General features: G+C 67.9%; 23 protein-coding genes. 13 read left to right on the top strand and 10 right to left on the bottom strand.

What is annotated here, in order from left to right:
* Positions 1 to 15: 15 nt before the first annotated feature.
* Positions 16 to 2,916, top strand: a complete 2,901-nt coding sequence (locus tag FBY28_RS13135) for a ribosomal eL19 family protein (protein WP_141867413.1) — start codon at positions 16 to 18, stop codon at positions 2,914 to 2,916.
* Positions 2,917 to 2,930: 14 nt separating this feature from the next.
* Positions 2,931 to 4,151, top strand: coding sequence for a threonine ammonia-lyase (gene ilvA, locus FBY28_RS13130; RefSeq protein WP_286178031.1), 1,221 nt, complete (start codon positions 2,931 to 2,933; stop codon positions 4,149 to 4,151).
* Between the two features lie 2 nt (positions 4,152 to 4,153).
* On the opposite strand, the gene FBY28_RS13125 is transcribed toward ilvA, so the two are convergent.
* Positions 4,154 to 5,179 (bottom strand): fused (3R)-hydroxyacyl-ACP dehydratase subunits HadA/HadB, encoded by a 1,026-nt coding sequence (locus tag FBY28_RS13125; RefSeq protein ID WP_141867409.1) that lies wholly within the window; start codon positions 5,177 to 5,179, stop codon positions 4,154 to 4,156.
* Between the two features lie 174 nt (positions 5,180 to 5,353).
* Between FBY28_RS13125 and FBY28_RS13120 the strand changes: the two genes are divergently transcribed.
* Positions 5,354 to 5,557 (top strand): zinc-ribbon domain-containing protein, encoded by a 204-nt coding sequence (locus FBY28_RS13120; protein ID WP_141867407.1) that lies wholly within the window; start codon positions 5,354 to 5,356, stop codon positions 5,555 to 5,557.
* Positions 5,554 to 7,197, top strand: coding sequence for a ribosomal protection-like ABC-F family protein (gene abc-f / locus FBY28_RS13115; protein WP_141867405.1), 1,644 nt, complete (start codon positions 5,554 to 5,556; stop codon positions 7,195 to 7,197). Before FBY28_RS13120 ends, abc-f begins: the two co-directional genes overlap by 4 nt.
* Positions 7,198 to 7,224: 27 nt before the next feature.
* Here abc-f and FBY28_RS13110 read toward each other — a convergent pair whose 3' ends face one another.
* On the bottom strand, positions 7,225 to 8,340 hold the full coding sequence (locus tag FBY28_RS13110; protein WP_141867403.1) for a cellulase family glycosylhydrolase: 1,116 nt from the start codon (positions 8,338 to 8,340) through the stop codon (positions 7,225 to 7,227).
* 619 nt (positions 8,341 to 8,959) lie between these two features.
* On the opposite strand from FBY28_RS13110, the gene FBY28_RS13105 reads away from it, so the two are divergent.
* The 3 genes from FBY28_RS13105 (at position 8,960) to FBY28_RS13095 (ending at position 12,351) form a co-directional block, all read left to right on the top strand.
* Positions 8,960 to 9,487 carry a sigma-70 family RNA polymerase sigma factor gene (locus FBY28_RS13105; protein ID WP_141867401.1) on the top strand — a complete coding sequence of 176 codons (528 nt, stop codon included), beginning with the start codon at positions 8,960 to 8,962 and terminating at the stop codon, positions 9,485 to 9,487.
* Positions 9,488 to 9,532: 45 nt separating this feature from the next.
* Positions 9,533 to 11,128, top strand: a complete 1,596-nt coding sequence (locus FBY28_RS13100; protein ID WP_216847660.1) for a DUF222 domain-containing protein — start codon at positions 9,533 to 9,535, stop codon at positions 11,126 to 11,128.
* 218 nt (positions 11,129 to 11,346) lie between these two features.
* Positions 11,347 to 12,351, top strand: a complete 1,005-nt coding sequence (locus tag FBY28_RS13095; RefSeq protein ID WP_141867397.1) for a glycoside hydrolase family 6 protein — start codon at positions 11,347 to 11,349, stop codon at positions 12,349 to 12,351.
* An 18-nt stretch (positions 12,352 to 12,369) separates the two neighbouring features.
* Here the strand turns inward: FBY28_RS13095 and FBY28_RS13090 are convergent, their stop codons facing one another.
* Both FBY28_RS13090 and FBY28_RS13085 read right to left on the bottom strand, forming a co-directional pair.
* Positions 12,370 to 12,789, bottom strand: coding sequence for a pyridoxamine 5'-phosphate oxidase family protein (locus tag FBY28_RS13090; RefSeq protein ID WP_286178028.1), 420 nt, complete (start codon positions 12,787 to 12,789; stop codon positions 12,370 to 12,372).
* Positions 12,786 to 13,619 carry an NAD(P)H-binding protein gene (locus FBY28_RS13085; RefSeq protein ID WP_141867393.1) on the bottom strand — a complete coding sequence of 278 codons (834 nt, stop codon included), beginning with the start codon at positions 13,617 to 13,619 and terminating at the stop codon, positions 12,786 to 12,788. Before FBY28_RS13085 ends, FBY28_RS13090 begins: the two co-directional genes overlap by 4 nt.
* A 91-nt stretch (positions 13,620 to 13,710) precedes the next feature.
* Here FBY28_RS13085 and FBY28_RS13080 point away from each other — a divergent pair, with 91 nt between their 5' ends.
* The 6 genes from FBY28_RS13080 (at position 13,711) to FBY28_RS13055 (ending at position 19,897) form a co-directional block, all read left to right on the top strand.
* Complete coding sequence (locus FBY28_RS13080; protein ID WP_141867391.1) at positions 13,711 to 14,649, top strand: AraC family transcriptional regulator; 939 nt, start codon at positions 13,711 to 13,713, stop codon at positions 14,647 to 14,649.
* Between the two features lie 57 nt (positions 14,650 to 14,706).
* A complete protein-coding gene (locus tag FBY28_RS13075; protein ID WP_019514262.1) occupies positions 14,707 to 15,510 on the top strand; it encodes a cutinase family protein in 804 nt (267 codons plus the stop codon).
* 60 nt (positions 15,511 to 15,570) lie between these two features.
* Complete coding sequence (locus tag FBY28_RS13070; RefSeq protein WP_141867389.1) at positions 15,571 to 17,106, top strand: serine/threonine-protein kinase; 1,536 nt, start codon at positions 15,571 to 15,573, stop codon at positions 17,104 to 17,106.
* Between the two features lie 59 nt (positions 17,107 to 17,165).
* A complete protein-coding gene (locus FBY28_RS13065; protein WP_524912045.1) occupies positions 17,166 to 18,377 on the top strand; it encodes a DUF7373 family lipoprotein in 1,212 nt (403 codons plus the stop codon).
* Between the two features lie 108 nt (positions 18,378 to 18,485).
* Complete coding sequence (locus FBY28_RS13060; RefSeq protein WP_141867385.1) at positions 18,486 to 19,235, top strand: SDR family oxidoreductase; 750 nt, start codon at positions 18,486 to 18,488, stop codon at positions 19,233 to 19,235.
* Positions 19,232 to 19,897 (top strand): nitroreductase, encoded by a 666-nt coding sequence (locus FBY28_RS13055; RefSeq protein WP_141867383.1) that lies wholly within the window; start codon positions 19,232 to 19,234, stop codon positions 19,895 to 19,897. Before FBY28_RS13060 ends, FBY28_RS13055 begins: the two co-directional genes overlap by 4 nt.
* Positions 19,898 to 19,903: 6 nt before the next feature.
* On the opposite strand, the gene FBY28_RS13050 is transcribed toward FBY28_RS13055, so the two are convergent.
* The 6 genes from FBY28_RS13050 to FBY28_RS13025 all read right to left on the bottom strand — a co-directional run bounded on the left by FBY28_RS13050 (position 19,904) and on the right by FBY28_RS13025 (position 26,949).
* On the bottom strand, positions 19,904 to 22,663 hold the full coding sequence (locus FBY28_RS13050) for a helix-turn-helix transcriptional regulator (protein WP_141867381.1): 2,760 nt from the start codon (positions 22,661 to 22,663) through the stop codon (positions 19,904 to 19,906).
* A 65-nt stretch (positions 22,664 to 22,728) separates the two neighbouring features.
* The gene (locus FBY28_RS13045) at positions 22,729 to 23,082 is read right to left on the bottom strand and encodes an STAS domain-containing protein (protein WP_141867379.1); all 354 of its coding nucleotides are present in this window, start codon (positions 23,080 to 23,082) and stop codon (positions 22,729 to 22,731) included.
* Positions 23,083 to 23,212: 130 nt separating this feature from the next.
* A complete protein-coding gene (locus tag FBY28_RS13040; protein ID WP_141867377.1) occupies positions 23,213 to 24,199 on the bottom strand; it encodes an AraC family transcriptional regulator in 987 nt (328 codons plus the stop codon).
* 82 nt (positions 24,200 to 24,281) lie between these two features.
* A complete protein-coding gene (locus tag FBY28_RS13035; protein WP_216847659.1) occupies positions 24,282 to 24,992 on the bottom strand; it encodes a GAF and ANTAR domain-containing protein in 711 nt (236 codons plus the stop codon).
* Positions 24,993 to 25,074: 82 nt separating this feature from the next.
* Entirely contained in the window at positions 25,075 to 25,551 is a 477-nt protein-coding gene (locus FBY28_RS13030; RefSeq protein WP_141867373.1) for a hypothetical protein, read from the bottom strand.
* 150 nt (positions 25,552 to 25,701) lie between these two features.
* Positions 25,702 to 26,949 carry an MFS transporter gene (locus FBY28_RS13025; RefSeq protein WP_216847658.1) on the bottom strand — a complete coding sequence of 416 codons (1,248 nt, stop codon included), beginning with the start codon at positions 26,947 to 26,949 and terminating at the stop codon, positions 25,702 to 25,704.
* Between the last annotated feature and the right edge of the window lie 49 nt (positions 26,950 to 26,998).

Raw genomic sequence — 26,998 nt, 5'->3', positions numbered from 1 at the left:
TGGAGAACAACTCTTATGTGCGCAGCCCCGGCCCGTCACCGCGTCACGCGAAGCGACCAGTCGACCTGGCAGGCCAGGGGACTCCTGGAGTCCGGTGACATCGCAGGTCAGCCACGTCACGCCCGCAAGGGGACGTCGGCGTATGCGCTGCACATCGGCCGCGTCGGCGCGCTCGCGGTGTCGCTGGGCGTCGGCTTCGCCATCGCCGGGGCCGCCCAGCCCGCCTACGCCGATACCGGCACCGAGTCCCCGTCGCGATCCGACAGCGGGAACGACTCATCTGCGAGCGACACGAAGAACTCACCGGCCACGGGTCCGGAGGCCGGGTCCGGCGTCGATTCCGACCGCGACACCGACTCGGGGCACACGCCGACCGGCGGTGCATCGGCAGGGCAGGCCGGTAGCGGGTCCGGTGACTGGGCTGATGACGAGGCTGATGACGGGGCTGATGACGACGAGGGCGACGGCGCGATCGATCCCGGACGCGTCGACACCGAGACAGACACCGAGACAGACACCGGGATCGACACCGACGAACCCACCGATGTCATCGTCGACCCCGCCGAGCCGGTAGGCGACACCGACACCGACACCGACACCGACACCGACACCGATACCGATCCCGGCCGCAAGTCCCGGCCGCCGCTCGCGTCGGTCGAACCGGCCTCGGTCGTCACGACACCCGTGGAGCACACCGACACAGCTGCCGAGACCGAGGAGTCGATTCCGGAGTCCGCGGAGTCCGAACCGGCCCCGCTCGAGCAGGAGCCGGCCGAGCAGGCCCCGGGCACCGAGGTGGCTCCGGCGCCGTCGGTGCGGGACTCCGCCGTGTCCGGTGGCACCGACACACCCAAGATGTACGCGGCAAGCGCCACGGCCAACGAGTCGGCTCCCGCGCTGTCACCGCTGGATGTCCTGGTGAACACGATGATGGCGTGGGTCGCTCGGCAGATCAGCCACACCTTCGTCAATCGGACACCGGTGGCCGGGCCCATTGTCTACGAACAGAACGTCCTCGGTCAGGTCTACATCGACCTCAACGCCACCGACCCCAACGGTGATGTCCTGACCTACGACATCATCCAGCCCGAAAAGGGCTGGGTGTACCGCGACCTCATCACCGGCAAGTTCGTCTACACCCCGTACGCACTGGTAACGGGGCAGCCGTTGGTGGACAGCTTCCAGATCGTCGTGCGCGACGACTCCGAGCATCTGCCGGGGGTCCTCGGCCAGATCCAGACGCTGGTCGAGACGGTCACGCGGTTCCTCGGCATCGCCGAGGCGGACAACCTCACGATCACGGTTCCGGTCACCGTCGACCCGGTCTATCAGGCGCCACCGTTGGTGACCCCGATCGTGGGCGGTGGCTACAAACTCGGTGAACAGCCGGCCCATATCGTGTCGACGGTCGATATCGTCGACGGTGATTCGACGACACTCAAACGAGTCGTCATCAAGATCGCCACCTTGGCGCAAACCGGTGACACCCTGTCCTACACCGCCCCCACCGACAGCCCCATCCTCGGGACCTGGGATCCCGACACCTTGACCCTCACGCTGGAGGGGACGGGGACGCTCGCCGAGTATGAGGCGGCGATCAAGGCGGTGACGTTCTCGGCAACCGAGGGCGCGCTGCTGGTACGCGGAATCACGCTCTCGGCAACCGACTCCGATGATGTTCCCAATATCGCCCCGGGTTTCGTGACCGTGGCGGTGTGGCCGGCCACCGCCCTTCCCCCGTTGGTGACCCCGATTGCCGGTGGTGGCTTCACCATCGGTGGTAATCCGTCGAAGATCGTGTCCGCGGTGGATATCGTCGATGGTGATTCGGGCAAGTTGTCCAAGGTCGTGGTGAAGATCGCGACGTTGGGCCAGAGCGGTGATGTGTTGGGTTATGTTGCGCCGTCGGGTAATCCGGTCACGGCGACGTGGGACGAGAACACCCGGACGTTGACGTTGGTCGGTGAGGGGACGCTGGCTCAGTACGAGGAGGCGCTCAAGGCGGTGACGTTCAGTGCCACCCAGGGTGCGGCGCTGGTTCGTGGTCTGACGATCTCGGCGATCGACTCCGACGGTGTCGAGAACATCGCACCGGGATTCGTCACCGTCAACGTCGCTGCCGCTCCGACCCTTCCGCCGCTGGTGACCCCGATTGCCGGTGGTGGTTTCACCATCGGTGGTAATCCGTCGAAGATCGTGTCCGCGGTGGATATCGTCGATGGTGATTCGGGCAAGTTGTCCAAGGTCGTGGTGAAGATCGCGACGTTGGGCCAGAGCGGTGATGTGTTGGGTTATGTTGCGCCGTCGGGCAATCCGGTCACGGCGACGTGGGACGAGAACACCCGGACGTTGACGTTGGTCGGTGCGGGGACGCTGGCTCAGTACGAGGAGGCGCTCAAGGCGGTGACGTTCAGTGCCACCCAGGGTGCGGCGCTGGTTCGTGGTCTGACGATCTCGGCGACCGACGAGCACGGTATCCAGAACATCGCACCGGGATTCGTCACCGTCGGTGTGTCCTCACCGACGCGGTTGGTTCCGCTTGTCACCCCGATAGGCGGCCGGTCGTACACCATCGGCAGTTCACCGATGAACCCTGTCGCCGCCGTCTCCATCGTCGATGCGGACTCCAGCCACCTGCAGCAAGTGACGGTTCGGGTCACGGCGTTCGGCAAGGATGGCGACACCTTGGTGTTCGCGGGACTGCCGAACAACCCGGTGACCGCCAGCTATGACGCCGGCACCAGGACACTTACCCTCTCCGGTATCGCGACCAAGCAGCAGTACGAAGATGCCCTCAAGGCGGTCACCTTCTCCGCCACCCAGGGAGCGTGGACAACCCGCACCATCTTGATCGTCGCGACCGATACCGACGGGGTGAACAGCGCGGCCGGATCGTTGACCTTGTCGGTCTGGTAGCCAACGATGGGGTGGTGGATCCGGCGCTGGTAACTCTCGAGCAGATCACCGCGGCCGCCGAGCTGTTGGCCCCGGTGATCCGGGAGACCCCGGTCATCGCATCGCGGGTGCTGTCCGAACGTACCGGTCGGCAGGTGTGGTTGAAATGCGAGAACCTGCAGAGGACCGGCTCGTTCAAGCCCCGTGGGGCCTACAACCGCATCGCGAATCTCGATGGTGAGCAACGCGCACGCGGTGTGGTGGCGGCCAGCGCGGGCAACCACGCGCAAGGGGTCGCCTGGGCAGCAACGGAGTTGGGCATCGAGTCGACGGTGTTCATGCCCGAGAACGCGGCGTTGCCGAAGGTGGTCGCCACCAAGGCCTATGGTGGTCGGGTCCACCTGGTGGGGGCAACGCTGGCCGATGCCCTCGACGCCGCGGCCGAGTTCGCCACCGAGACCGGGGCGGTGCTGATCCACCCCTTCGACCACCTCGACATCGTCGCGGGACAGGCCAGCGTCGGACTCGAGATACTGCGCCAGATACCGGACGTGGCAACCATTCTGGTGCCGACCGGCGGCGGCGGTCTGGTGGCGGGCATCGCCGCGGCGATGCACCATCTGGCACCGCGGGTCCGTGTCATCGGCGTACAGGCCGCCGGTGCGGCGGCCTGGCCGATATCGCTGGGGCACGGTGCGCCGGTTCGGGTGCAGTCGATGGCGACGATGGCCGACGGGATCGCGGTCCCCTTACCGGGGCAGGTGCCCTTCACCCATGTGCGCGAACTCGTCGACTCGGTGGTGACGGTGTCCGAGGAGGCGCTTTCGGGTGCACTGCTGCTATGCCTGGAGCGTGCCAAGCTGCTGGTCGAGCCCGCCGGAGCCGCCGCGGTAGCCGCGCTGATGACCGGCACATCGGCGGTCGACGGTCCGGTGTGCGCCGTGCTCTCCGGCGGCAATATCGATCCACTGGTCCTGACCCATGTGATGAACCACGGGCTGCGAGCGGCCGGCCGGTATCTGGTCGTCAAAGCGGTGATCCCCGACCGGCCGGGCGGGCTCAGCGGATTGCTGAGTGTCGTCAGCGCCAGTGGGGCCAGCGTGCTCGATGTCGTCCATCGCCGGACGGCGCCGACGTTGGGGCTCGACGAGGTGGAGGTGATGCTGACCGTGGAAACTCGGGGCAGCGCGCATCGTGAAGCCGTGCTTGCCGCGCTCGCCGAGGCCGGCGTGCGGGCCGGCGTCGACGAGCACTGAACTCAGCTGAACCGGACGCTGAGCGTCGCCAAACCGAAGATCTTGCGTCCCCCGGACTTGGCCCCGACCACGACCACGCCGCTGCGTGTCTCGGGGTCCAGCGATTTGATCTTCCCGGTGAACTCGATCTCGGTGCCGACGGCGGGCACGATCGCGGGCTGGGAGAGCCGGACCGCGTAGCGGGTCGCCGCGCCCGGGTCGCCGGACCATGCCGAACCGAAGCTGTTGCCCAGGCCCATCGTGAGCATCCCGTGGGCCAGCACGTCGTCCTGCCCGGCGAGCTTGGCGATGTTCTGGTCCCAGTGCAGTGGGTTGGCGTCACCGGACACACCGGCGTAGTTGACCAGGTCACCTCGTGACAGTCGCGCCTGCTGTGTCGGCAACGCGTCGCCGACAGCCACATCGGCGAATGATCGCGATGTGGGCCTGCGCTTGCTGCCGTCGGCGACGGTCACGGTGCCCCCCGGCCGGACCTCCTTCTCGTACGGCGCATCGGAGTCCTCGGCGCCGAGCATGTTGATGCCGTGCATCATCACGCCCTGCACCGCGGGCCGGATCGCCGGATCGACCTCCTCGGCGCCGATGCCCATGACCGTGGTGTGCAGGGTGTGCACCACCTCGCCCGCGGTGTCGGTGAAGGTGTTGGTGACGGTGATGAGGTCGCGGCCGGCGACGTGGCGCACCGAGGTCAGCTCGACATCGATGGTCAGCTCGTCACCTTCCACGATCGGGCGGTGCTGCTCGAAGACCTCCTCGGTCTGCAGGTACATGTCGTAGCCGACCACGATCTGCTCGAACATGCGCTGGTTGCAGGCCATGGCGGGAGTAGATGTGAAGGTCATCGGCGCGACCAGCCCCGGGTAGCCGAGTGCGCGGGCCGCGTCCAGATCCCAGTGCGCCGGGTGTTTGTCCTGCACCGCGCGCGCGAACTCGCGGATCTTCTCCCGACCCACCAGATACGTACCGTCCATCTGGTAGTAGTGGCCGACCCGTTCTTGGAGTGCCGACGCTTCTGCTGCTGGGATCATGTGGGGCTCACATCTTCTATCTGCAAATTTGCCGAAGTTGTCTCCAGCACCCTAACGCGCAACGGCCGGGGCGCCGGAATCCGGGATCGAGGGGTACCGGCCACCATGGTCTCGCCGAGCTGCTCGTGCAGCGGCGATCCAGTGGTGGGCGGTGTGTCTCTCTAGGCTGGAGCCGTGCTCTTCATCTTCGGCTTCGGCACCAAACAGAAGTTGCTCGGCGAGGCCGGCGTCCGGACCTGCCCGCGCTGTCACAACACCACTGTGTGGTCGCTGGTGCGGCGGTACCGGCAATTCACCCTGTTCTTCGTCCCGATCGCGCGCTGGGGGCGCGCGCAGTTCGAGATCTGCGGTATCTGCGGCGCGAGCGTGCCCGCATGACCGCCACGCTCGTGGTCAAGGACGTGGCCGGCGGGTACGCGCACCGGACGTTGTTCGAGAACGTGAACGTGACGGTGAGCCCGGGCGATGTGCTCGGTGTCGTCGGGGCCAACGGTGCGGGCAAGAGCACCCTGATGCGGATCCTCGCGGGAGATCTGTCGCCATTGGACGGCACGATCAGCCGTGCCCCCGCCGACGCGTTCATCGGCTGGTTACCGCAGGAGCACGAACGTATCGCCGGAGAGAGCGTCGCCGCCTATATCGCGCGGCGGACCGGATGCGCGGCCGCCACCGCCGCCATGGAGGCCGCGGCGGAGAAACTGTCGGAATCCGATGCCGCCGCCGATGCCTACGGCACGGCGCTGGATCACTGGCTGGCCACCGGTGCGGCCGACCTGGAGGAGCGGCTGCCGGTGGTCTTGGCGGATCTGGCACTGGACGTCGAGCCGGATTCCACCCTCATGACGGCTCTTTCGGGTGGCCAGGCGGCCCGGGTCGGATTGGCGGCCCTGATGCTGTCCCGGTTCGACATCGTCCTGCTCGATGAGCCCACCAACGATCTCGACCTCGACGGTCTGGAACGACTCGAACAGTTCGTGCGGGATCTGCGTGGCGGGGCCGTGCTGGTCAGCCATGACCGGGAGTTCTTGACGCGCACGGTTACTCGCGTGCTGGAACTCGATATCGCGCAGAACCAGACCACGGTCTACGGCGGTGGTTACCAGAGTTATCTCGAAGAGCGCGCGGTCGCGCGCAGGCATCGCCGCGAGGAGTACGAGGAATTCGCCGACCGGAAGGCGGATCTGGTGGCGCGGGCGCGGACTCAGCGAGAGTGGTCGAGCCAGGGTGTGCGTAACGCGATGCGCAAAGCTCCGGACAACGACAAGAATCGCCGCCGGGCGCAGTCGGAATCCAGTGAGAAGCAGGCACAGAAGGTCCGGCAGATGGAGAGCCGGATCGCTCGTCTGGAAGAGGTCGAGGAGCCGCGCAAGGAGTGGTCACTGCAGTTCAGCATCGGTGCGGCACCGCGTTCCAGCTCGGTGGTGGCGACGCTGGATGATGCCGCTGTGCGGCAGGGCGATTTCCTGTTCGGTCCGGTATCGCTTCAGGTCAGTGCCGGCGATCGAATCGGGATCACCGGTCCCAACGGTGCGGGAAAGTCGACGCTGCTGCGACTGCTGCTCGGTCGCCGAGCACCCGACAGCGGACGGGCGAGCATGGGTGCCAGCGTGGCGATCGGCGAGATCGACCAAGCCCGAACCGAATTCACCGGTCCCGGGCGACTGGTCGACCGTTTCGAGCAGCACGTGCCGGATTGGCCCACCGCCGATGTGCGCACGCTGTTGGCCAAGTTCGGCCTGCGGGCCGACCATGTCGAGCGGGAGGTGGATGACCTCTCGCCGGGTGAGCGGACGCGCGCCGGGATGGCGCTGCTGCAGGCCTGCGGTACCAACGTGCTGGTGCTCGACGAACCGACGAACCATCTGGACCTGCCCGCCATCGAGCAGCTGGAGCAGGCGCTCGACGGGTATGACGGGACGTTGCTGCTGGTCACCCACGACAGGCGCATGCTGCAGAATGTCCGCCTCGACCGGCATTGGACGGTCCGAGACGGGCAGGTCAGTGAGTCGACACCGTGACAGCCATGCGGTGGATGTCGACTCGAATCAGCCTCCACTGAGCTGTCGGAGCACCGATGCGCCGGTGTGCTCGGCGATCCAGTCATGGATCGCCGACACTGCGGGCTTGGCCACCCAGTTGGTGTCGTAGATTCCCCACGGCGTCTCGTTCGGGCGGTCGGACAGTGAATAGATGAACATCGGTCCGACGCCGGGCAGTTTCGACCAGGTGTCGGCGAAGTCGATGATCCAGGCCGCCTGCGTCGTCGCGTCCACCGCTGAGGTCGGCACACCGTATTCGGTGGTCCAGATCAGCTTGTCGGTGTCGCCGGCTTGGTCCATCAACTGCCGCATCGACAGATATTGCCGGTACGGGGTGTTCGCGTACGGCATTCCGGCGGAGAAGCTGCTGGAGAAGTTGTACGGGTGGAAGGACAACGCGTCGAAATGGCCGCGTGCGCCATTGGCATACATCTGGGCGAGGTAGTCGACCGGATTGATGGTCCACGTCCCGAAGCTGAGCCCCGCGCCGAGGACACCGCCGATGATCAGTGCGCCTGGCTCGACGGTCTTGATCGCGGAATACGCCGTTTTGAGCAGGGTCGTGTAACCGGCGACATCGGGTTCGGGCGACCATCCTATGTTCGCGTTGGGTTCGTTCCAGATCTCGTAGGCCGCGATGCGCGGCCGGCTGCTGCCCGCGCCGTAACGCATGGCCACCTGCGTCATGAAGGACGCGTAATCGCTGGGATCCCGCGGGGCGGCATTCGGCAGCCAGAATCCGTTGTCGGCGGCCCAGATAGGAGTACTCGTCACCGCGCCGACCACTGCGATTCCCTTGTCGGCCGCGGCGTCGAGTATCCGGTCGGATATCGTCCAGTTATAGGTACCCCGCGACGGCTCTATGGCTCGCCATGGCAGGAAGATCCGGATCTGGGTGACTCCCATGACCTCGAAAGCCTGTATTGCGGTGGATAATTCGTCCGGAGACATGAAGTAGAGATTCGATTCCGCGATACCGAGCGCGCGTGCCGAGACGTCGACCCGCGGCGGTGCCGCGGCACGTGAGAGGGGTATCTGAACCGAGGTTGCACACAGCATGGCCGCGATGAGTGTGACGATTCGTGCTCGTCGTGCGGCGCGGCGGAATGATGGAGACAGCATGACGGCCTCTCTGGCAGTCCGGAGCGGAACAAGCTGTGACGGCGATCAATGTAAGCGGCGCAACAGTATTCCCGCAGTACGGGTCGTGGACCGGATGTTCGGCCACCGTTCGCCACCGTGGCCCGCGCCCCGAGAGGAGTCAGCAAAACCGCCCGTGATCACTCGGGCGGACGACCGTCGGCGGGAGATGACGCGCTCGGGTGCGGTGCCGAGGCCCGTTTCCAGCTAGTTTCGATCGCAACGACCTTGGCGGGTATCGAATTGTCCGATATGTCAAAATGTGCCCGCGGGTTCGGGGGTAAACCCGGGCCGGGTCCCCGGCGTGCCCAAATGGCACCTCGGATGTGGCGAATTACGTTGTCGACGTTGCGGATAACGTCATGTAACCGTGACCGCGCTGTTGGTCTACCGAGACCGCCCGAGGCCGTTCGAGGCCAGGCCGGGCCGGTCGGTGGGGTCGAGCGGTACCGCTAGCGGGTATCGAGGGCTACCGGTGGCCGTGGTCGGCCTTTGGCGTCAGCGGTGCAGACGTGGAATGCGGCTGCGCGACAGGATTGCAGGCGTCACCAGCTTCGACCATCAGCTCTGACCATCAGTTTCGACCATCAAGGAGCCCACCATGGATGCCGCCCTCGCTGACACTTTCGACCACGATGTGCGCGAACATCTGGATGTGTTGCGCCGCGGCGCGTTCCGTCTGACGCGCAACCGCGCCGATGCCGAGGAGCTGCTGCAGGAGACGTTGTTGAAGGCGTTCGCCGGTTTCGAGGCGTTCGAGCGTGGCACGAATCTGCGGGCTTGGTTGTTTCGGATCATGACCAACACCCATATCGGCAACTACCGCAAGAGTGTGCGGCGCCCGGAGTTTCTCTGCGATGACGTCACCGCGGTGAGCGCGGCGCGCGGGGCGAAATCGGCGGAGGCCGAGGTGCTGGAGGTCATGCCTGACGACGCGGTGGCCTCGGCGCTGGCCGGGTTGCCCGAGCAGTTTCGCGAGGTGCTCTGCTACGCGGCCATCGACGGCTACTCCTGTCGCGAGATCGCCGAGATGATGTGCACCCCGATGGGAACGGTGCTCTCCCGGCTGCATCGCGGGCGTACCCTGCTGCGCGCTGCACTGGCCCTGCCGCCGGCGGTGGCCGCCTGACCGTCGCCCGCGCCACTTGTCGGTGGTCGAATGTATGTTCGAATCATGACGACGGCGGTGGCGAAGGTGATGGCAGCGATGGCGGGACTGCGGGCTGCCCTCGATGCGTTCGCCGATTGCGAGCTCGGTGCGTTGTCACGTGGTGAGTTGGTCGCGCTGATCGACGAGTTCGAAACGCTGACCTGCCGACTGCCCGCTCAAGGGCATCGGCTGCTGAACCAACTGCAGCAAGAGACGAGCGCCAGGGAGATGGGCGCCAAATCCTGGAATGCCGTACTGCGGATCCGGTGGCGTCTGTCGCCCGGAGAAGCGGGCCGGCGTCTGCAGGAGGCTGCGGTGTTGGGGCCGCGCCGCGCGTTGACCGGTGAGCCCTTGCCCCCGCTCCTACCCGTGGTGGCGGCTGCGCAAGCCGGCGGGTTGATCACGGCCGAGCATGTCAGGGTGCTGCGCGACGCCATGGCCGACCTGCCCGGGTTCGTCGGTCTCGCGGAACGAGAGACGTTCGAAGCCGACTTGGTGACATTGGCGGTCGGGGTGGGTCCCAAGGAACTCAAGGACGCCGCCGCCCTGAAACTGTTCCTGCTCGATCAGGACGGGCCCCTTCCCGATGACGCCGAACGCCAACGCGGCCGAGGTGTCGCGATCGGGGCGCAACGTCGCGACGGCATGGCCGTGATCACCGGATCACTGACCCCGGAAGCGGCCGCGGTGTGGGAACCGCTGCTGGCGCGCTTCGCCGCACCGGGCATGTGTAACCCTGACGATGAACGGCCGTGTACCAGCGGCACGCCCACCCAGGCTCAGGTCGACAATGATCACCGCACCGTCGCCCAACGCACCCATGACGCGATGATCGCGATCGGACGGATCGCGTTGATGACCGATCTGGGCCAACTCAACGGACTGCCCGTGTCGGTCATCATCCGCACCACGTTGCAGGACTTGGAGTCCCGCGCCGGGGTCGGTGTATCCGGGGGTGGGACGAGACTCCCGATCCGCGACGTCATTCGCATGGGCGGGCACGCGAACCATTACCTGGCGATCTTCGATGGGGCCACCGGTGCCGCGTTGAACTATTTCCGAGCCCGGCGCACCGCCAGTCCGGCCCAGCGGATCATGCTGATCGCTCGCGACGGCGGCTGCACCAAACCGTGCTGCACGGCCGGGGCGTACCGCTGCCAGGTCCACCACGGGGACCGTGATTTCGCCGAGGGTGGTTATACGAACGTCGATGATCTGACCCTGGCATGCGGGTGTGACAACCGTATGGTCCGCCCGGGTGGCTACACCACCATGTTCAACGCCCGCAATGAATGCGAATGGCATCCCCCGGCGGCGTTGGATCACGGCCAATCTCGCATCAACTACTTCCATCGACCCGAACTGCTCATCCGGGGCGCGCAACCCGCACGCTGCAACTCACGCGACTTCCAGACCGATGACGCAGGGGAGTCCGACAGCGTCGACCGCGACGACCTGGCCTTCATCGATGCCTACCCCGACGATGCCTACCCGGACGGTGACGAGCTGTCCGATGAGCAGGTTTTCGAGCAGTTCCGCAGAATCACCGAGGACGCCGACTTCTGGCACTGGGTCACCACCGACCACGAGCACGGCAGCACCGGGCTCCGCGGACCGTGACCGCACCGTGCGACGGGCTCGCTGCAACCCGTGGTGCTGCTGTGACGACCCGCAAAATGCCATCGCTGTGTTGCTGGGCGGTGCGGTGCGGACCGGGAGTGGCACGTGGTGTCGCGCGGGACCGGCAACCGCAAGTTTGCCATGGCGCGAAATGGCCCGTGACCAGGGCGTGAGCGATTGGCCTTCAACACCGAGCCGCACTAACTTTTGTGGATGTGATGTCCTCTGCTGCTGGCACCGTCGCGCGGTGGCTTGCCCCCTTCTTCGCCATCGCCGCCATAGCCGCCGTCGCCGGCGTCGGCCTCCCGGTTGTCCCCACGCCGCAGGTGCGGTTGGCCAGCGAGGCGAACCCGTTGGCCGGCAGACCCTTCTATGTCGATCCCATCTCCAAGGCAATGCGGGCCGCACAGTCGTCGCCGGGCAACCCGCAGCTCGACTATGTGGCCAACACCCCGCAGGCCTACTGGCTGGACCAGGCCTTCCCCGCATCGACGGTGTCGGGGACGGTCAGCAAGCTCGTGGGTGCCGCGCAAGGCGCCGGGGCGACGCCGGTGCTCGCGATCTACGCGCTGCCGCACCGCGACTGCTACAGCTTCGCCGCCGGCGGCTTCGGCTCCGGGGACAGCTACCGCCAGTGGATCGACGCCATCTCGGCCGGACTCGGCGGGGCGCCGGCCGCCATCATCCTGGAGCCGGACGCGCTGGCGATGGCGGACTGCCTGTCCGGCGACCAGCGCCAGGAGCGTTTCGACCTCATCCGGTACGCGGTGGACACCCTGACCCGCGATCCCGCGGCCGCGGTCTACGTCGATGCCGGACACTCCCGGTGGGTCGACGCCGGCGAGATGGCCAACAGGCTCAACCAGGTCGGCATCGAGCGTGCGCGTGGGTTCAGCCTCAACACCACGAACTACTTCACCACCGAGGAACAGATCGGGTACGGCGAGGCCATCTCCGGGATGACCAACGGCGCCCACTACGTCATCGACACCTCCCGCAACGGGAACGGACCGGCGCCGGACAGCCCGTTGAGCTGGTGCAACCCGCCGGGGCGCGCCCTGGGCGTGCCGCCGACCACCGCTACGGCCAACCCGAAGATCGACGCCTACCTGTGGGTCAAACGGGTCGGGGAATCCGACGGTTCGTGTGATCGCGGTGAGCCCAGCGCGGGAACCTTCGTCAACCAGTACGCCATCGACCTGGCCCGCAACGCCGGAAAGTAGCGTCGTGACGGTCGCCCGCTAGCCCATCGCGTACCGGGCGATCGTGTCCGGGTGGATGACCAGCCGCAACAGCTCGACCGACTGCATCGCCGCCAGTTCCTGGGTGCGGATCGGATCCTGCAGATCCCAGTAGCGGGCCGCCAGCCTCGCCGCCAGCTCGGCGGCTCCGGCGGTATGGATGTCCACGCTGCCTGCCACCGACACCCAGTGCTCCCGTTCGCCGACCGGCGCGGTGACCACGAGCGAGGCGCGGGCGTCCCGCCGCAACCGGCGCACCTTGACCGAGCGGGCCTCGGTGAACAGCCCGATCGTGCCGTCGTCGGCGTACTCGTACCAGACCGGTCGTGGCTGTGCGGGATCGGGACCGCCTGCGACAGTGAGGAATCCGTACAGTGGCCGACGCAGCAGAGCGATGTCTGCTGTGGTGAGGGCGCTCACCGGTCCCACGCTCCCGCCGCGGCCGCGCGGGCCACGTACTCGGTGAAACTGCGTGGTTCTCGCCCGAGGACCGCGGCGACCTCGCCGGTGGTGCCCGCGATCCCGCCGTCGGCCATCAGGGTGAACATGGCCGCCACGTGCTCAGCGTCCTGTTCGTCGGCGCCGGACTCGACGAGGGCGGCGACGTACTCCTCGGCGGTCACCTGCTTGTACGCGATCGGCAGACCCGTTGCCCGCGAGATCAATTCGGTGGCCGCGGCGAAGGTCACCGGTTCCGGTCCGCTCAGCTCGTAGACCTTGCCGGCATGCCCCGGTTCGGTCAATACCCGCGCCGCGACGTCGGCGACATCATCGACGTCGATGAACGGTTCGGGTACATCGCCGGCGGGCAGCAGCAGCTCTCCCGCCTGCAGTGGTGCCCGGAACAGGTCCTCGTCGAAATTCTGCGCGAAATTGTTGGGCCGCAAGATGGTCCATTCCAGCGTCGAGTTCTGTGCGGCGGCCTCGGCGGACCGCATATCCAGTCCGAAGGGGGACTCGCCCCACTGGTCGGCGCCGCGACCGGACAGTACCGTCACCCGGCGCACCCCGGCTGCCTCCGCGCGGGCCAGGAAGTCGACCGCCGGTCCGGGCCATGGCGGCGCGACGAGATAGACCGCAGCCACGCCGGCCAATATGTCGTCCCAGGTATCCGGGGCCGACCAGTCGAAGCGGGTGCCGCTGGATCGCGAGGCGGCGCGAACCGGCACACCCAGCAGTCGCAACCGCGGCAGCAGGCGGCGCCCGGTCTTGCCGGTGGCGCCGAGTACGAGGATGGTGTCGTTGCTCATGAACGACAGTCAACCGCGCATACGTGGACGATTCCATGGTTGAAGAGCTGGATTTCATGTCCAATCCTCTACGCGGCCTATGCTGGTCGGCATGGACGCCTTCGGAGACCTGTTCCGCGGGGTGCGCGCCAACGGCTCACTCTTCGGCGGGTCCACCCTGCAGCCACCATGGAATCTGCATTTCGTCGACGGTGCACCGCTGACCCTGTGCACGGTGCTGACCGGAGGCGGCTGGATCGTCACCCCGGGCGGAGCGGCAGAACCCCTGCGGGCCGGCGACACCGTCATCGTCCGTGGCCCGCAGACCTTCACCTTCGTCGATGATCTCGACAGCACCGCGGACCCCGTCGAATGTGGCACCGAATGCGCCGTGCCCGAATGCGGCGGAACCCGATATCGGTTGGGCTGGAGTGATTTCGGAGACCGTGGCGCCGATGCCACCACCGCGATCGTCGGTGCCTACCCGGTACGCGGTGAGATCAGCCGACGGCTTCTCGACGAACTGCCCGACGTCCTGCGGGTGCCGGGCGGAGGTGAGGGCGACGCGGTGCTCGAGCACCTGGCCGCCGAAGTCGCCATCGACGCCCCCGGCCAGCAGGTGGTGCTGGACCGGCTGCTGGACTGGATGCTGGTGTGCACCCTGCGGACCTGGTTCGACCGTCCCGGCGGGCAGCCGCCGGCCTGGTGGGCGGCGCAGCGTGACCCGGTGGTCGGTGATGCCCTGCGGCTGATCCACGACGACCCGGCAGCACCGTGGACGGTGGCCGCCCTGGCCGAACGCTGCGGGGTGGCCCGTTCGACGCTGGCCAAGCGTTTCACCGACCTGGTCGGCGAACCACCGTCGAGCTATCTCACGACATGGCGGATGACCTTGGCCGCCGACCTGCTGATCGAGAACCGGGCCACCGTGGCAGAGATCGCACGCACGGTCGGCTACTCCGATCCGTTCGGGTTCAGTTCGGCATTCAAGAGGGTCCGGGGTGTCAGCCCCACCGAGTTCCGCCGGGCGATGGTGCACCAACCGGCGTGAGCAGGGTCTCGTGCGTTATCGGTAACGCCGGCGGGCGCCGGCGGCGATAGAACCCATGTGATCCTCCGACTTGGGGCGGCCGCGCTGATGGCCGCGACGGCGCTGGCCGCAGCGCCCACCGCCGATGCCGAGCCGGCCTGCGCCGATGTGCACTGGATCGGCGCCGCCGGTTCGGGTCAGCGCGACGGCGCACAGCTGGTGTCCAACGCCGGTATGGGCGACGTGGTCTACGCCTCCTACCAGCAGCTCAGCAATGCGCTGGCCGCCGGCGGGCGCACCATGACCGCCGAGGCGGTGCAGTACCCGGCCGCGCCCGTACCGCTGGCAGGCGGGCTCGGTGGCTGGATGAACTTCATGGACAGTGTCGAGGACGGCACCGACGCGACCGCAGATCAGCTCGAGGCCTACACCGCCCGGTGCCCGCAGTCGAAGGTCGTGCTGGCGGGCTACTCCCAGGGCGCCATGGTGGTCCACCGCAACCTGCACGATCTTGCCGACAACCCGCAGGTGGTCGCGGCGCTGCTGGTCGCCGACGGTGACAGGCTGCCCGCCGACACCACCATCAACCTCGGGTCGGCGGCCGCGCTGCCCGGCCCTGGCAAGGGCGTCGCGCAGGAGCATTCCTTCCTGGCCTCCACCGATACCTCGCCGCTGGATCCGCGGATGGGCGCCCGCACCGTGAGCGTCTGTGATGTCGGCGACCCGGTCTGCGATTACAACCCTGAGCTCGAGGAGATCCCCGCCTCGTCGATCGCCATCCACACGGCGTACGAACCGTCGACCAGCGGTCCGCACGCGTGGGGTCTGCCGCTGTATCAGCTGGTGATGAACTCTGTGAGCGCCTCCGCACCGTCGCTGTAGTTAGGGATCGCTGCGCGGCGGGAAACCCGTCGGCGACCTCCGAAACGAAAAGGACGAGATGTGGGCTCCGTGAAGGGCGGCTCAAGGCTGGGCGCCCGGTTCGGCCCCTACGAGCTGCAATCCGTGCTCGGCGTGGGCGGCATGGGCGAGGTGTATCGCGCGTACGACACCGTCCGCGACCGCGTGGTGGCGATCAAGCTGCTGCGGTCCGACCTGGCGACCGACCCCAGCTTCCGGGACCGGTTCCGTCGCGAATCCCGGCTGGCCGCACGGTTGCACGCACCGCACATAATCCCCGTGCACGACTTCGGCGAGATCGACGGTGTGCTGTACATCGACATGCGCCTGGTGGAGGGGCCAAGCCTCAAGGACGTCCTGCGCGACCGGGGTGCACTCGCGCCGCGCCGCGCCGTGTCGATCATCGCCCAGGTGGCCACGGCACTGGATGCCGCACACGCCACCAACCTGGTGCACCGCGACGTCAAACCCGAGAATATCCTGTTGACCGCCGAGGATTTCGCATATCTGGTCGACTTCGGCATCGCGCACGGCGGGGGAGAACCCGCCGTGACCTCGACGGGGCTAGTGGTCGGTTCCAGTGCCTACCTGGCGCCGGAGCGTTTCAGCGGTGACCGCGGCGCCCCGGCTGCCGATGTCTACTCGCTCGCCTGCGTGCTGTACGAGACGCTGACGGGTCTGGAACCGTATGCCGGCGAGGACGTCCGCCAGGTCTGGGCAGCACACATGTTTTCCGCGCCACCGCGGCCGAGCATCATGCGCCGCGGGGTCAGCCGAGCGTTCGACGACGTGATCGCCCGAGGGATGGCCAAGGACCCGGGCCTGCGGTATCCGACCGCGGGTGAGTTGGCCAGGGCGGCCGTGCAGGCCGTCGACAACGCGCGGCCGCTCGGCCCGCCGGCTGTGCCCGGATTGGCCGGCCCGCCGGCTGTACCCAATCTTGCCGGCCCGCCGGCTGTGCCGAATCTTGCCGGCCCGCCGGCGGGAACCCAGCGGTACTCCGCCGTGCACCCGACACCGCATCCCTCGGTGGTGACCCCGCTGCCGCCGCACGCCAGGCGTCGGCTATCCGCCCGGTGGACGGTGGCGCTGGCAACCATCGGATTGTTCGCCATCGCAGCCGCTTTGGCGTCGGCACTGGTACTCGGCGGGGGTGACGCGCCGTCATCGAGATCGCCACTGGCCGCTCCGGCACAGTCCTCGGAGCCGGCCGGGCCGTCGCAGGCGGGACCGTCGAGGGCCGCCGTCGACGGGGTATCCGGCACGGACTCACAAGGTTTCGTCGGGCATTCGGCCCGCTGCGACAGCTCCGGCTCCCCGGTCGCGCTGATCCGGACCGCCCAGTCGCTGGCGATCATCTGTCAGAGCGCATCCGGCGACTTCTATTACCGCGGTGAGCGATTGCGCGACGGTGCCAACCTCGAGATCCGCAACGCGCAGCGATCCGGCCCCGGATTCGTCGCCGTCAATCCCGCCGACGGCGCACGCTACGCGGTCATGCCCGACCTGCTGACCATCTCCAGCAACGGGCGGGTGGATTCCTCGGAAAGCGCGGTGGAGTACGGTGCGGCGCAATGATTCACCGGTAGCCCGGCACGCGAGCCGGTGGCCGGGGTTAGGGTCGGGGCGTGAAGAGGATGGGTGTGTTCCCCGCGGTCGTCGGCACCGCTGCCGTCGTGGCCATGCTGGCAGGTTGTACGTCTCCGGAGTCACCGGCCCCAGGCGGTCCGGTCGGCCCCGCCGCGTCTGCTCCGCAGACCTCGCTGCCCCCGATCGTGAGTCCGGCGCAACTGGACGCGGGCAGCTATCCGACGGTGCCTCGTCCTCCGCTGGGCCGGGCAGGTGACCCGAAGACCGGGGCGGTGGTCGACGCCCAGCGGCTGGCCGATCACGTCGTCGGCCCGTGGGAGGCCAACCGCGAGCTCATCTCCCCGTACCTGAGCACCTTCTACCTGTTGGACACTCCCACCTCGCTGTCGCAGTTCTCACCCGACAGTGTGGCGCAGCGGGCACAGGGCCATGGCTTCGTCAACGGTTTCGCCTCCGCGCGGGAGGCTCCCGACAAGCACATCCTGATCAATGCGGTCATGCGGTTCCCGGACCCGGCCGCCGCCCAGGCGGCCGCGACAGATATGAACAGCGCGACCGCCGAGCAGTCGGTTCGCGGCGCCACTCCCGTACCGGTGATGATTCCCGGGCACCCCGAAACCCTGGCATTCACCTACCCGTTCACCCCGACCGGATCGGACAAGCCGTGGGCGGTCATCCGTTCCTTCACCCCGCACGGCCCCTATGTGTTCATGCAACTCGCCCAGTCCGTGGACGGGTCGGACGCGGCGGCGGCGCTGGTGCAGAAGGTCGTCGATCTGCAGGCGCCCCGGGTCGACAAGTTTTCTCCCGCCGATCCGAACGCGCTCGGGGAGGTGGAGCTGGATCCGACCGGACTCCTTGCCAAAACCCTTCCTGCAGAATCGAATCCGAGTTCGACGAAGAATGCCGTGTACGACGAGCGCGGCGCCATGCACTTCCAGACCAACCCGCTGGAATCGAAGACGCTGTTCTCCGACACCGGCGTCACCACGGTCGCGATGGCTGCGGCAAGTGTGTATCAGGCGCGTAATCCGGGTTCGGCGTTGATGATCGTCAACGCCTTCAGCAAGGAAATCCTGAACCAGGGCACCGCCGTGGATGCCGTGCCGCAATTGCCGGAGAGCCACTGTGCCACCCGCGGCAAATCCTTCTACTGTGTTGCCCTGGCCGGTGAGTACGCGGTCGAGGTGAACGGGGACGCCCTGCCCGATGTGCACCAGCGCACGGCGGCCCAGTACATCCTGCTGACGGCTGGTTGATCGACCACCGCTCACTGCGGGACTACGGGCTTTCCGTGATCCGGGTGCCCCCTTCCCGGTGCGAATCTCTTCTGGAGCAGTTTCACGCACCGTGAGGAGAGAACGACCATGACCACCGAGAACATCACCGTCATCGGTGCCACCGGGCAGATCGGGGCGCCGCTGGTCGACATGCTCACCGCTGCGGGACACCGGGTGAGGGCGGCATCCCGGCGATCCGGAGTGGACGCGGCCCTCGGCACGGGCCTTGCCGAGGCGCTGTCGGGTGCCGACATCGTCGTCGACGTGCTGAACTCGCCGACCATGGACGATGACGCCGCGCTGGCATTCTTCACCGCCGCCTCTGCCAACATCAGCGATGCCGCGAAGAAAGCCGGTGTGCGGCATCACGTCCTGCTGTCGATCGTCGGTGTCGACGGCCTGCGCGGCGGCGGATACCTGCGGGGCAAAGTGGTACAGGAGAGCACCGTCGCACAGTCGGGTGTCCCCTACACCATCGTGCGGGCCACCCAGTTCCACGAGTTCACCGAGATGATCGCCGGCTCGCTGATCGCCGACGGCGTGGTCCGCGCGCCGGATGCACTGATCCAGCCCATCGCTGCGGCCGAGGTGAGTGCGGTGCTGGCGCGGGTGGCCGGTGAGGCTCCGGTCGACGGGGTGCACGACCTGGGCGGACCGGACACCATGTCGTTCGCCGAACTCGCCGCGCTGGTGCTAACGGGTACCGACCGGCTGCGCATCGTGACCGATCCGGATGCCACCTACTTCGGAACCCCGGTCACCGAGACGAGCCTGGTGACCGGGCCCGGCGCCGAGCTGGCAACGACCCGGCTCGTCGATTGGCTGGGTGCCCGATGAGCACCCTGACCGACGTCGTACAGCGTCGCCGCTCCACCCGGATGTTCTTGCGCGACAAACCCGTTCCGATGGAGCTGCTGACCGAGTCGCTGGCGCTGGCCATGCGGGCCCCGTCCAACTCCAACGTGCAACCCTGGCGGCTGTACCTCACCACCGGTTCGGCCAGGGACACCCTCGGCGCCGCCCTCTCGGCCGAGGCGCGGACGAACCCGCCGGCGAACCTCGGTCTACCCGACTCGTTCGCAGCGCTCCGACGCGAGCTCGGAGCGCTGGTCTACGGCTCGATGGGGGTGGCGCGCGATGATGCCGAGGCCCGCTGGGCGGCGCAGCTGCGAAATTTCGACTTTTTCGGCGCGCCGGTGGCGGGCATGGTGTGTATGCACCGCGATCTCGGGCTGCCCGATGCGCTCGGTGTGGGCATGTTCGTCCAGACCCTGCTGCTGGCGCTGACCGACCGAGGTATCGACAGCTGCGTCCAGGTGTCCACCGCGTTGTATCCCGACCTCGTCAGGCAACAGCTCGGTATCCCCGACGAATTGACGATCCTGTGCGGGCTGAGTATCGGCTACGCGGACCCGGCCTTCCCGGCCAACAACCTGACCATCCCCCGAAACGACCTCGCCGACAACATCGTGATGCTGGGTGACCGACACGGCGCATGAGCCGCCTCAGATGTGTGCCCTGAGCTCACGGCGCGAGCGGATGTTCAACTTGGCGAAGACCTTTCGCAGGTGATACTCCACCGTGTGGGCGCTGATGAACAGCTCGCCGGCGATCTCCTGGTTCGTCAGCCCGCGGCCGGCCAGCTGGGCGATCTGTTGCTCCTGGGAGGTGAGTGCGTCACCGGCGGCGGTCGGCTGCTTGCGGGTCTTGGCGCCGGTGGCCTGGAGTTCGCGCCGCGCGCGTTCGGCGAATCCGGTCGCACCGAAGCGGTGCAGGGACTCGTGCGCGACGCGTAGATGTTCACGGGCCTGCTTTGTGGAACGATTGCGACGCAACCATTCTCCGTACAACAGGTGCGTCCTGGCCAGCTGGGCGGCCTGCCTGGTCCTGCCGAATTGGTCGAGAGCCTGCAGGTAGAGCTCCCCGGCGGCCGGCCCGTCGGAGAGCAGAGCCCGCGACCGAGCAAGCGACGCCAATGCGCGCGGGGTCGAGGCGGCCAATGTGCGTGCCTGCAGCTGCTCCATCGCCTCGGCGGCCCGCTCGGGCTGATCGCAACGGACTGCCGCCTCGATGAGCTCCAACAACATCTCGTTGTGGAAACCGAGGTCCTCGTAGGCGAATGCGCGCAAGCCTGCCTCCAACGCCTCCGGGTATCGGCCCCTGCCGTTGTTCAGCACGGCGGCGCCGTAGTAGGCCAACCCGGTGATGCGGCCCTCGCCCCGTGCGGTGCTGTCCTTGAGCGCGTCGTCGATCAGCCGAGAGGCCACGGCGTCATCGCCGGTCCAGGCTGCGAGAACGAGGCGGTGGTAGCGCGGCGGTGTGTATCCGGTCGCGACCGAGATCTCGTGTGCCTTGCCGACCAGATCGCGGGCCGAATCGAGTTCACCGGCTTCCATCTCGGATCCGGCGCGCGCCAACAGGGATGCGGGCAGCAGGGTGAGTGCGCCTCGGTCGGTGGCCAGCGCGATGGCATATGCGGAGATCTCCCGCCAGCCCTCGTCATCCCACGCCTCGTGGATCAGGGATTCGTGCACGGCCGGGAAGCCGAGCCAGAACCAGTCGTTGCCGACGCCGGCGACCTGGTCTCGGCCGGATGCCTTGAGCGCCTCCAGCGCCGCGCGCACCGCGGGCATGGCGGCCGCGGCGCCCAACGCCAGCCGGTCGGCCAGCGCCCTGGCGACCTGATCGAGCGGGCTGGCGCCCCCGGTGCCGGCGAAAGCGGTGCGCGCGGCCGCACCTATCTCGGTGGCCTTGGCCCCGCCGTGGCGGCCGACGTACATCGCCGCCGTCATCGCCTCCAAATAGGCCGCACCGGCCATCGGGGGGTCCAGCACCTGCAATTGTTCTGCGACCGTGCGGAACTGGTCGACCGCGGACAGCAGCGCCTGGGCGTCACCGCTGGTCCGCGCCGAGACGAATATCAGGCGGGTCCGTAACTGTGCCCACTGTGTCCGCTGCAGGTCCGACAGCGGGCACAGCTGCGCCGTCGCCAGCAGCTGCCGAGCGGCATCGAACGAGGCGACCTCGCGATGGGCCTCGGCGGCCGCCAGCGCGCGGGCGCCGCGGATCGCCGGATCGGGGGTCAGCTCCACGGCCCTGGTGAGAAACGCTGCCGCGGCGGCCGTTCCACCGCGTTGACGGGCCCGCCGGGCCGAGGCCTCCAGTTCGTCGGCCACGTCGGGGTCGACGCCGTCGGCCGCCAGCGCCCGGTGCCAGGCGCGACGGTCGGGGTCGACGTTCGCGTCGGTGCCTGCGGCCAACGCGCGATGGGCGGCCCGTCGTTCGTCGGTGCCTGCCGAGCGGTAGGCGACGCTGCGCGCCAACGGGTGCGGGAACTGCACGCGGGTGTCGACGGTGATCAGGCCGGCGTCGCGGGCGGCCGTCTCGGCCGACGCAGGTAGCCGCTGCACCTCCATCGCACGACGCAGCAGCGACGGATCACCGACGGGTTCGGAGGCGGCCAGCAGCACCACGCGGCGGGCGTCCGGAGGTAGTGACCGCAGCGTCGACAGATAGTGATCCTCGATCTCGGCGACGACCGGGCGCCGATCGGGCCGCTGGAAGCCACCTGCCAGGTCGACGGCATTGAGCCCCTGTGAAATAGCGAGCAGGGCAAGGGGATTACCGCGTGCCTCGGCGACGATACGATCACGGACCGCCGGGTCGAGTCGGCCGGGAAATGCCGACTCCAACAGCTCGCGTGCGCTGTCGTCGGTCAGCCCCGCCACGGCCATCGCGGGCAACCCGGCGATACCGTCGATCGGCGTGCGCAACGCGAGGATCAGGCCGACCCGGACGTCGGGCAGTCGGCGTGCCACGAAGAACAGCGTCTGGGCCGACACCGTGTCCAACCACTGCAGATCATCGACGATCAGCAGCACCGGACGCTGCGCCGCGGCGGCGACCAGCAACCCGATGACGGCGAGGCCGACCAGAAAGCGATCCGGGGCCGGTGCGGTATCGCTCAGACCGAAGGCGCTCTCCAATGCCGCGCGCTGCGGGGCAGGCAGCGCGGTGCGCAGGTTCAAGATGGGTGCGCACACCTGATGCAGGCCCGCGTACGGCAGTTCCATCTCGGACTCGATGCCGGTGGCATCGAGGATGTGCAGGTCGGCCGCGGACGCGCGCAGATGACCGAGCAGGGTCGTCTTGCCGACACCGGCCTGTCCGAGCAGCACCCGGACATCGCTGCCGCCGTCCCGCACGGTGCGCACCAATGCGTCGAGCACCTGGCATTCGGCATTCCTGCCGACCAACGCGGACATCGAAGCCGATCTTTGCATGGTCGCCCCCGGCGGGTCGACACGGCAGCGGCTCGGTGGCCGCTGCGTCAGAGACCGTGCCGGGCCGCGTACTCGCACACCTTGAGGACGCGCTGCACCGGCGGGCCGGGCAGCAGCGTCAGCACCACATCGGCCAGGATGCACCGGTATTCCAGCGTCTTCAGCATCGAGTAGCCGGCACAGCCGAAGAAGTCGATATCGGTGAGGTCCAGCACCATCCGTTGGCACAGCACGACCTTGTTCAGCGTATAGTCGAGCAGTTCGTCGGTGTTGGTCGCGTCGAGTTCGCCGGTCACGGTCACCACGGCGAGGTCGAAATCCTGCCACTGCGTGGTCATCCGAAGGGCGCGCCGGGACATGCCGACGGGCACCGGGGTGTCGCTGGGGAGTGTGTCTGTCATGACGCCCTCACTGGAAGCGGGGTGTCGCTGAGGCGACCTGCGCGGCTGCTGCTCAACCGGCTTCCAGGCTACCGGGATGGTGGATCCAGTTTGCGACGATCATCGGCCGCGTGGCGAAGTGCCGCACGGCTCACCGCCGCAGCGTCTCGTGCGGGCTCTCGCCGTAGGTTCGCCGATACAGCACGGCGAACCGGCCGGTGTGGGCGAATCCCCACCGCGCCGCCGTCGCCGCGACGGTGGTCACCGACCGGTCGCCGGCGATGAGTTCCTTGCGCGCCTGCGCCAGCCGGATGGTGCGCAGATACGCCGTCGGCGTGGTGTTGAGGTGCCTCCGGAACAGGTACTGGACGGTGCGGGGCGACAGGTACAGGGCCGCCGCGATGTCTCGGACGCTGATATCGCGCGCGGCGTTGTCCTGGATGAAGTTGACCGCTTGGCGCAGCAGCGCGGGCTGGTCGGCGCCGGTTTCGGTGTCCGTGGAGCCCGTGGGCAGGTCGTTGGGGAAGGTGCTGAGCACCGCACTGGCCAGCATCCGGCCCGCGGATCGCAGCACGATCGGGTCGTCGGTGGTGTTATCGGGCGCCAGCAAGCTGTCCAGGAACCGTTCGGTGGCCTCGAGTGCATGTGTGGTGTGCGCATCGTCGGGCATCAGCGCGGTGAAGCGCGGTACCGACGGGGACTCGGTGTCGATCGCCGCGACCTCGGCGAGCAGTGTCTTGGACACCACCACCGCACGCAGCTGGACGTCTTCGAGGGTGATCCGGACGGCGCCGAGACCGCTCGAAGCCAGAATCCACGACCCGCGCTCGGCGACGGCGGTGAATCCGCCGTGCTGTACCTCGACCCGGCCGGCCAGGACGTTCAATGCCACGACCGCCGGTACGTGATCGGCCCGCAGTTGGGCCGCACCGGTATGCCGGATCTCCTCGATTGCGAAGGCGTCGACATCCACCCTGGCGTGCGTGCACGAGCACGGCCCGCGGTCGGCACCGTCGGGTCCGGTGATGGCGAATCTGGTCGAATAGCACTGGTCCAGGTACTTCTGGATCAGTTCGAGATCGCTGGAATCGATGCCTGCGCGCTCGGGCAGGGCGGTAGCAACGGGGTCGGACGTCATCTGGGCTCCACAAAAATGGCTCCGGATGGGCGTCGTACCTGAACCCACGGTCTGTGGGCTCAGTTTACCCACGTCAGGAAATTCAAGCGGGTCGGTCCTCCCCGGTGCGGGAATCGATGACCTGCTCGGCGAGATCGACCAGGGGGGTGTTGCTCTCCTGGGAGAGCCTGCGCAGGAGCCCGAACGCCCCTGCCGCGTCCACCCCGAACCGTTCCATCAGGATGCCCTTGGCCTGCCCGATCAGATCACGCGAGGCGAGCGCGCTGCGGAACTGCTCGTCGCGCACCAGCAGATTCCATGCCACCGCGGTATGCGTGGCAAGGATCAATCCGAGCTCGACGGCATCGTCGTCGAAGGCATCGACGCGTTCCCCGTAGAAGTTCAGGGCTCCCATGGCCTCGCGGTTCCGGAACAACTGGAATGCCAGCGAGGAACGGATGCTGGTGTTCTGCTGCGTCTCCAGGCAGAACAGCGGCCAACGGTGTTCGGTCTCGACGTCCCGGATCCGCATCGTGTGCTGTTCCCAGGCGGCCTCCAGGCACGGCCCCTGCTTGGTGCGCCGCTGGATGTCGTCGATCTTGTCGGCCACCGAATCGGTGGCGGCCACCGACTTGACCTCACCCTCGCGGGTCGCGACCGTGATGCTGGCCGATACGGCGCCCGGCAGCGCGGCCGCCGCGTTTACGGTCAGCTCCCGCAGCGCGGTTTCGGTGTCGTTGGGCTGGGTGCGCTCCAGATCGCGGAGCAACTCCGCGAAGCGGAGCGCGACCGCATCACGTTCGGCATTGAGCATGAGCCACAAAATAGCGCGGATCCGGCCGGCCGGCTCATGGGTATCCGAAACACCGGGCCTGATGGCGTCTGGCGGGTGCTGTTCAGTGCGCGACGGGTGTTCTCGGTGCCGCCTGCGCGGTCTTGGCCGAGCGCGTCGCGGTGCGAGCGGCGAGCAGGCGGCGCCGCTGGCGTTCGTCGCGGTTCATCCGCCTGCAGAGCGCGCGAAGCTTGCCCGCCGACAGTGACCGGTGGCGGTCCACCAGTTGGTCGAGCTGCTCCCAGCTCAGGCCGTCCAGATCGCCGTCGGCATCGTGGCTGGCGATCACCACGGCGCCGCGGAGCAGGGGTACGTTGCCGGCGCCGAGCGAGGTCGTGGCCAGCAGAAGTTCGGTGGCGGTGCGGTTGACGCGCCGTTGGCAGCCGCCGGCCGAGGGGCTGAACCAGAAGTCGAATTGATGATCGGCGCTGGTCAGAGCCTGTAATCCCTGGGCGTTGACGAGATCGGTGATATCGGCGGTGGTGTAGGCGCGGGTCTCATAAGTGGCGCCGCTGGCGCTGAGGAAGAGGACTGTGTTCATGGCGGTGATCCATTCGGCTCTTTCGTAGTTACCGGTGTGACGCTTTGCTGCGCCTGTTACCAAAGTTACCCGTGTGACAAACGGGCCAAACCTTGATAACAATCCGGTTGCCGAAAAATTCCGCTGTCGGGACGGCGGGTCAGGCCGGTATCAGGGCAGCGGCCCGGCGAGGGCGGCGGGTCGGCACACTGCCGCCACCGTCAGGGTGAGCGCCGCGGCCACCGCGAAGGCCGCCTGCACGCTGACCGCATCCGCCGTACCGCCCAGCACCGCGGCCGCGATCGGGCGCGAACCCAGGAAGCCGACCATCCACAGCGCCATGATCCGGCCGCGCAGGTCCTGCGGTGCGCGCTCCTGCACCACCGTGGTCAAACCGGTCAACGCCCAGCCGAAACCCAGCCCGGCCAGCGCGAAGCCGCCCATCGCGACGGCGGGCGCGACGCTGCCGGCCAGTACCGCACATCCCAGCCCCAGCCCGACCAAGCCGAGGAAGGACACCCGAGCGGACGCGAGCCGTCCGCCGATGATGGCGAGTACGCCCATCCCCACCGCTGCGCCGACCCCGAAGATGGCGGACAGCATCCCGACGAGTTGGGTGCCGCCGCCGAGCGCGTCGGCCAGCGCGGGTGCCAGCGTGATCGACGGGTCGGCAGCCACGCCGACGGTCGTGACGGCGAGCAAGGCCATCAGCAGTGGGCGGTCACGCCAGACGTGCCGCAGCGCGGCCCGCACCCGACGGTCGGCGTCGGCGGCCCGTTCCGGAGGCGCGGGCAACCGCACCGCGACGATGAACAACGCGAAGACCAGATGCAGGCAGGCGCTCACCGCGAATCCGGTGGCCGCGCCGAAGTGGGCGGCCAGGTATGCCCCGGCCGCGGGACCGGCGATGCGACCGATGGTCATGGGAATGCTGTTGAGCGCCATCGCGGTCGACAACTCACCCGGCCGGATCAGGTCCGGAACGATCGACTGCATCGCAGGGCCGCCCACCACGAAGCCGATGCCGACGATGAGCGAACCGAGCAGGACCGCCACCGCGGCGGGTGTGCCCTGCTGCTCGGGTTGCAGGAACATCCAGCCCGCAATCGAACCCGATCCGGCCATGCACAGCACCCGGCCGAGCAGGATCTGCCTACCGGGATCACCGGAATCAGCCCAGCGGCCGCTGACCGGGCTGAGCAGCAGCTGCGGCCCGAACTGGAAGACCCCGACCAGGCCCACCATCAGAGCCGACCCGGTGGCCTCGTACACCACGACGGCGGCGATGATGCTGTGCGTCCAGACCGCCACGATGGAGAACATCCGGCCCCAGAACAAGGTGCCGAACACCGGGTCCAACAGCAACCGCAGCGGCCCGCGCGGACGCGCCAGCGCGTCGGGGTCGGTGAGCTGTGGCACCAACCATGTTTAGCAAACGTAGCTAAATTCACACAGTCGGTGTGACGGC

It is taken from the genome of Arthrobacter sp. SLBN-53, from assembly GCF_006715585.1.
Lineage (GTDB): Bacteria > Actinomycetota > Actinomycetes > Mycobacteriales > Mycobacteriaceae > Mycobacterium > Mycobacterium neoaurum_A.
This window is presented reverse-complemented; position numbering and strand designations above follow the sequence as displayed.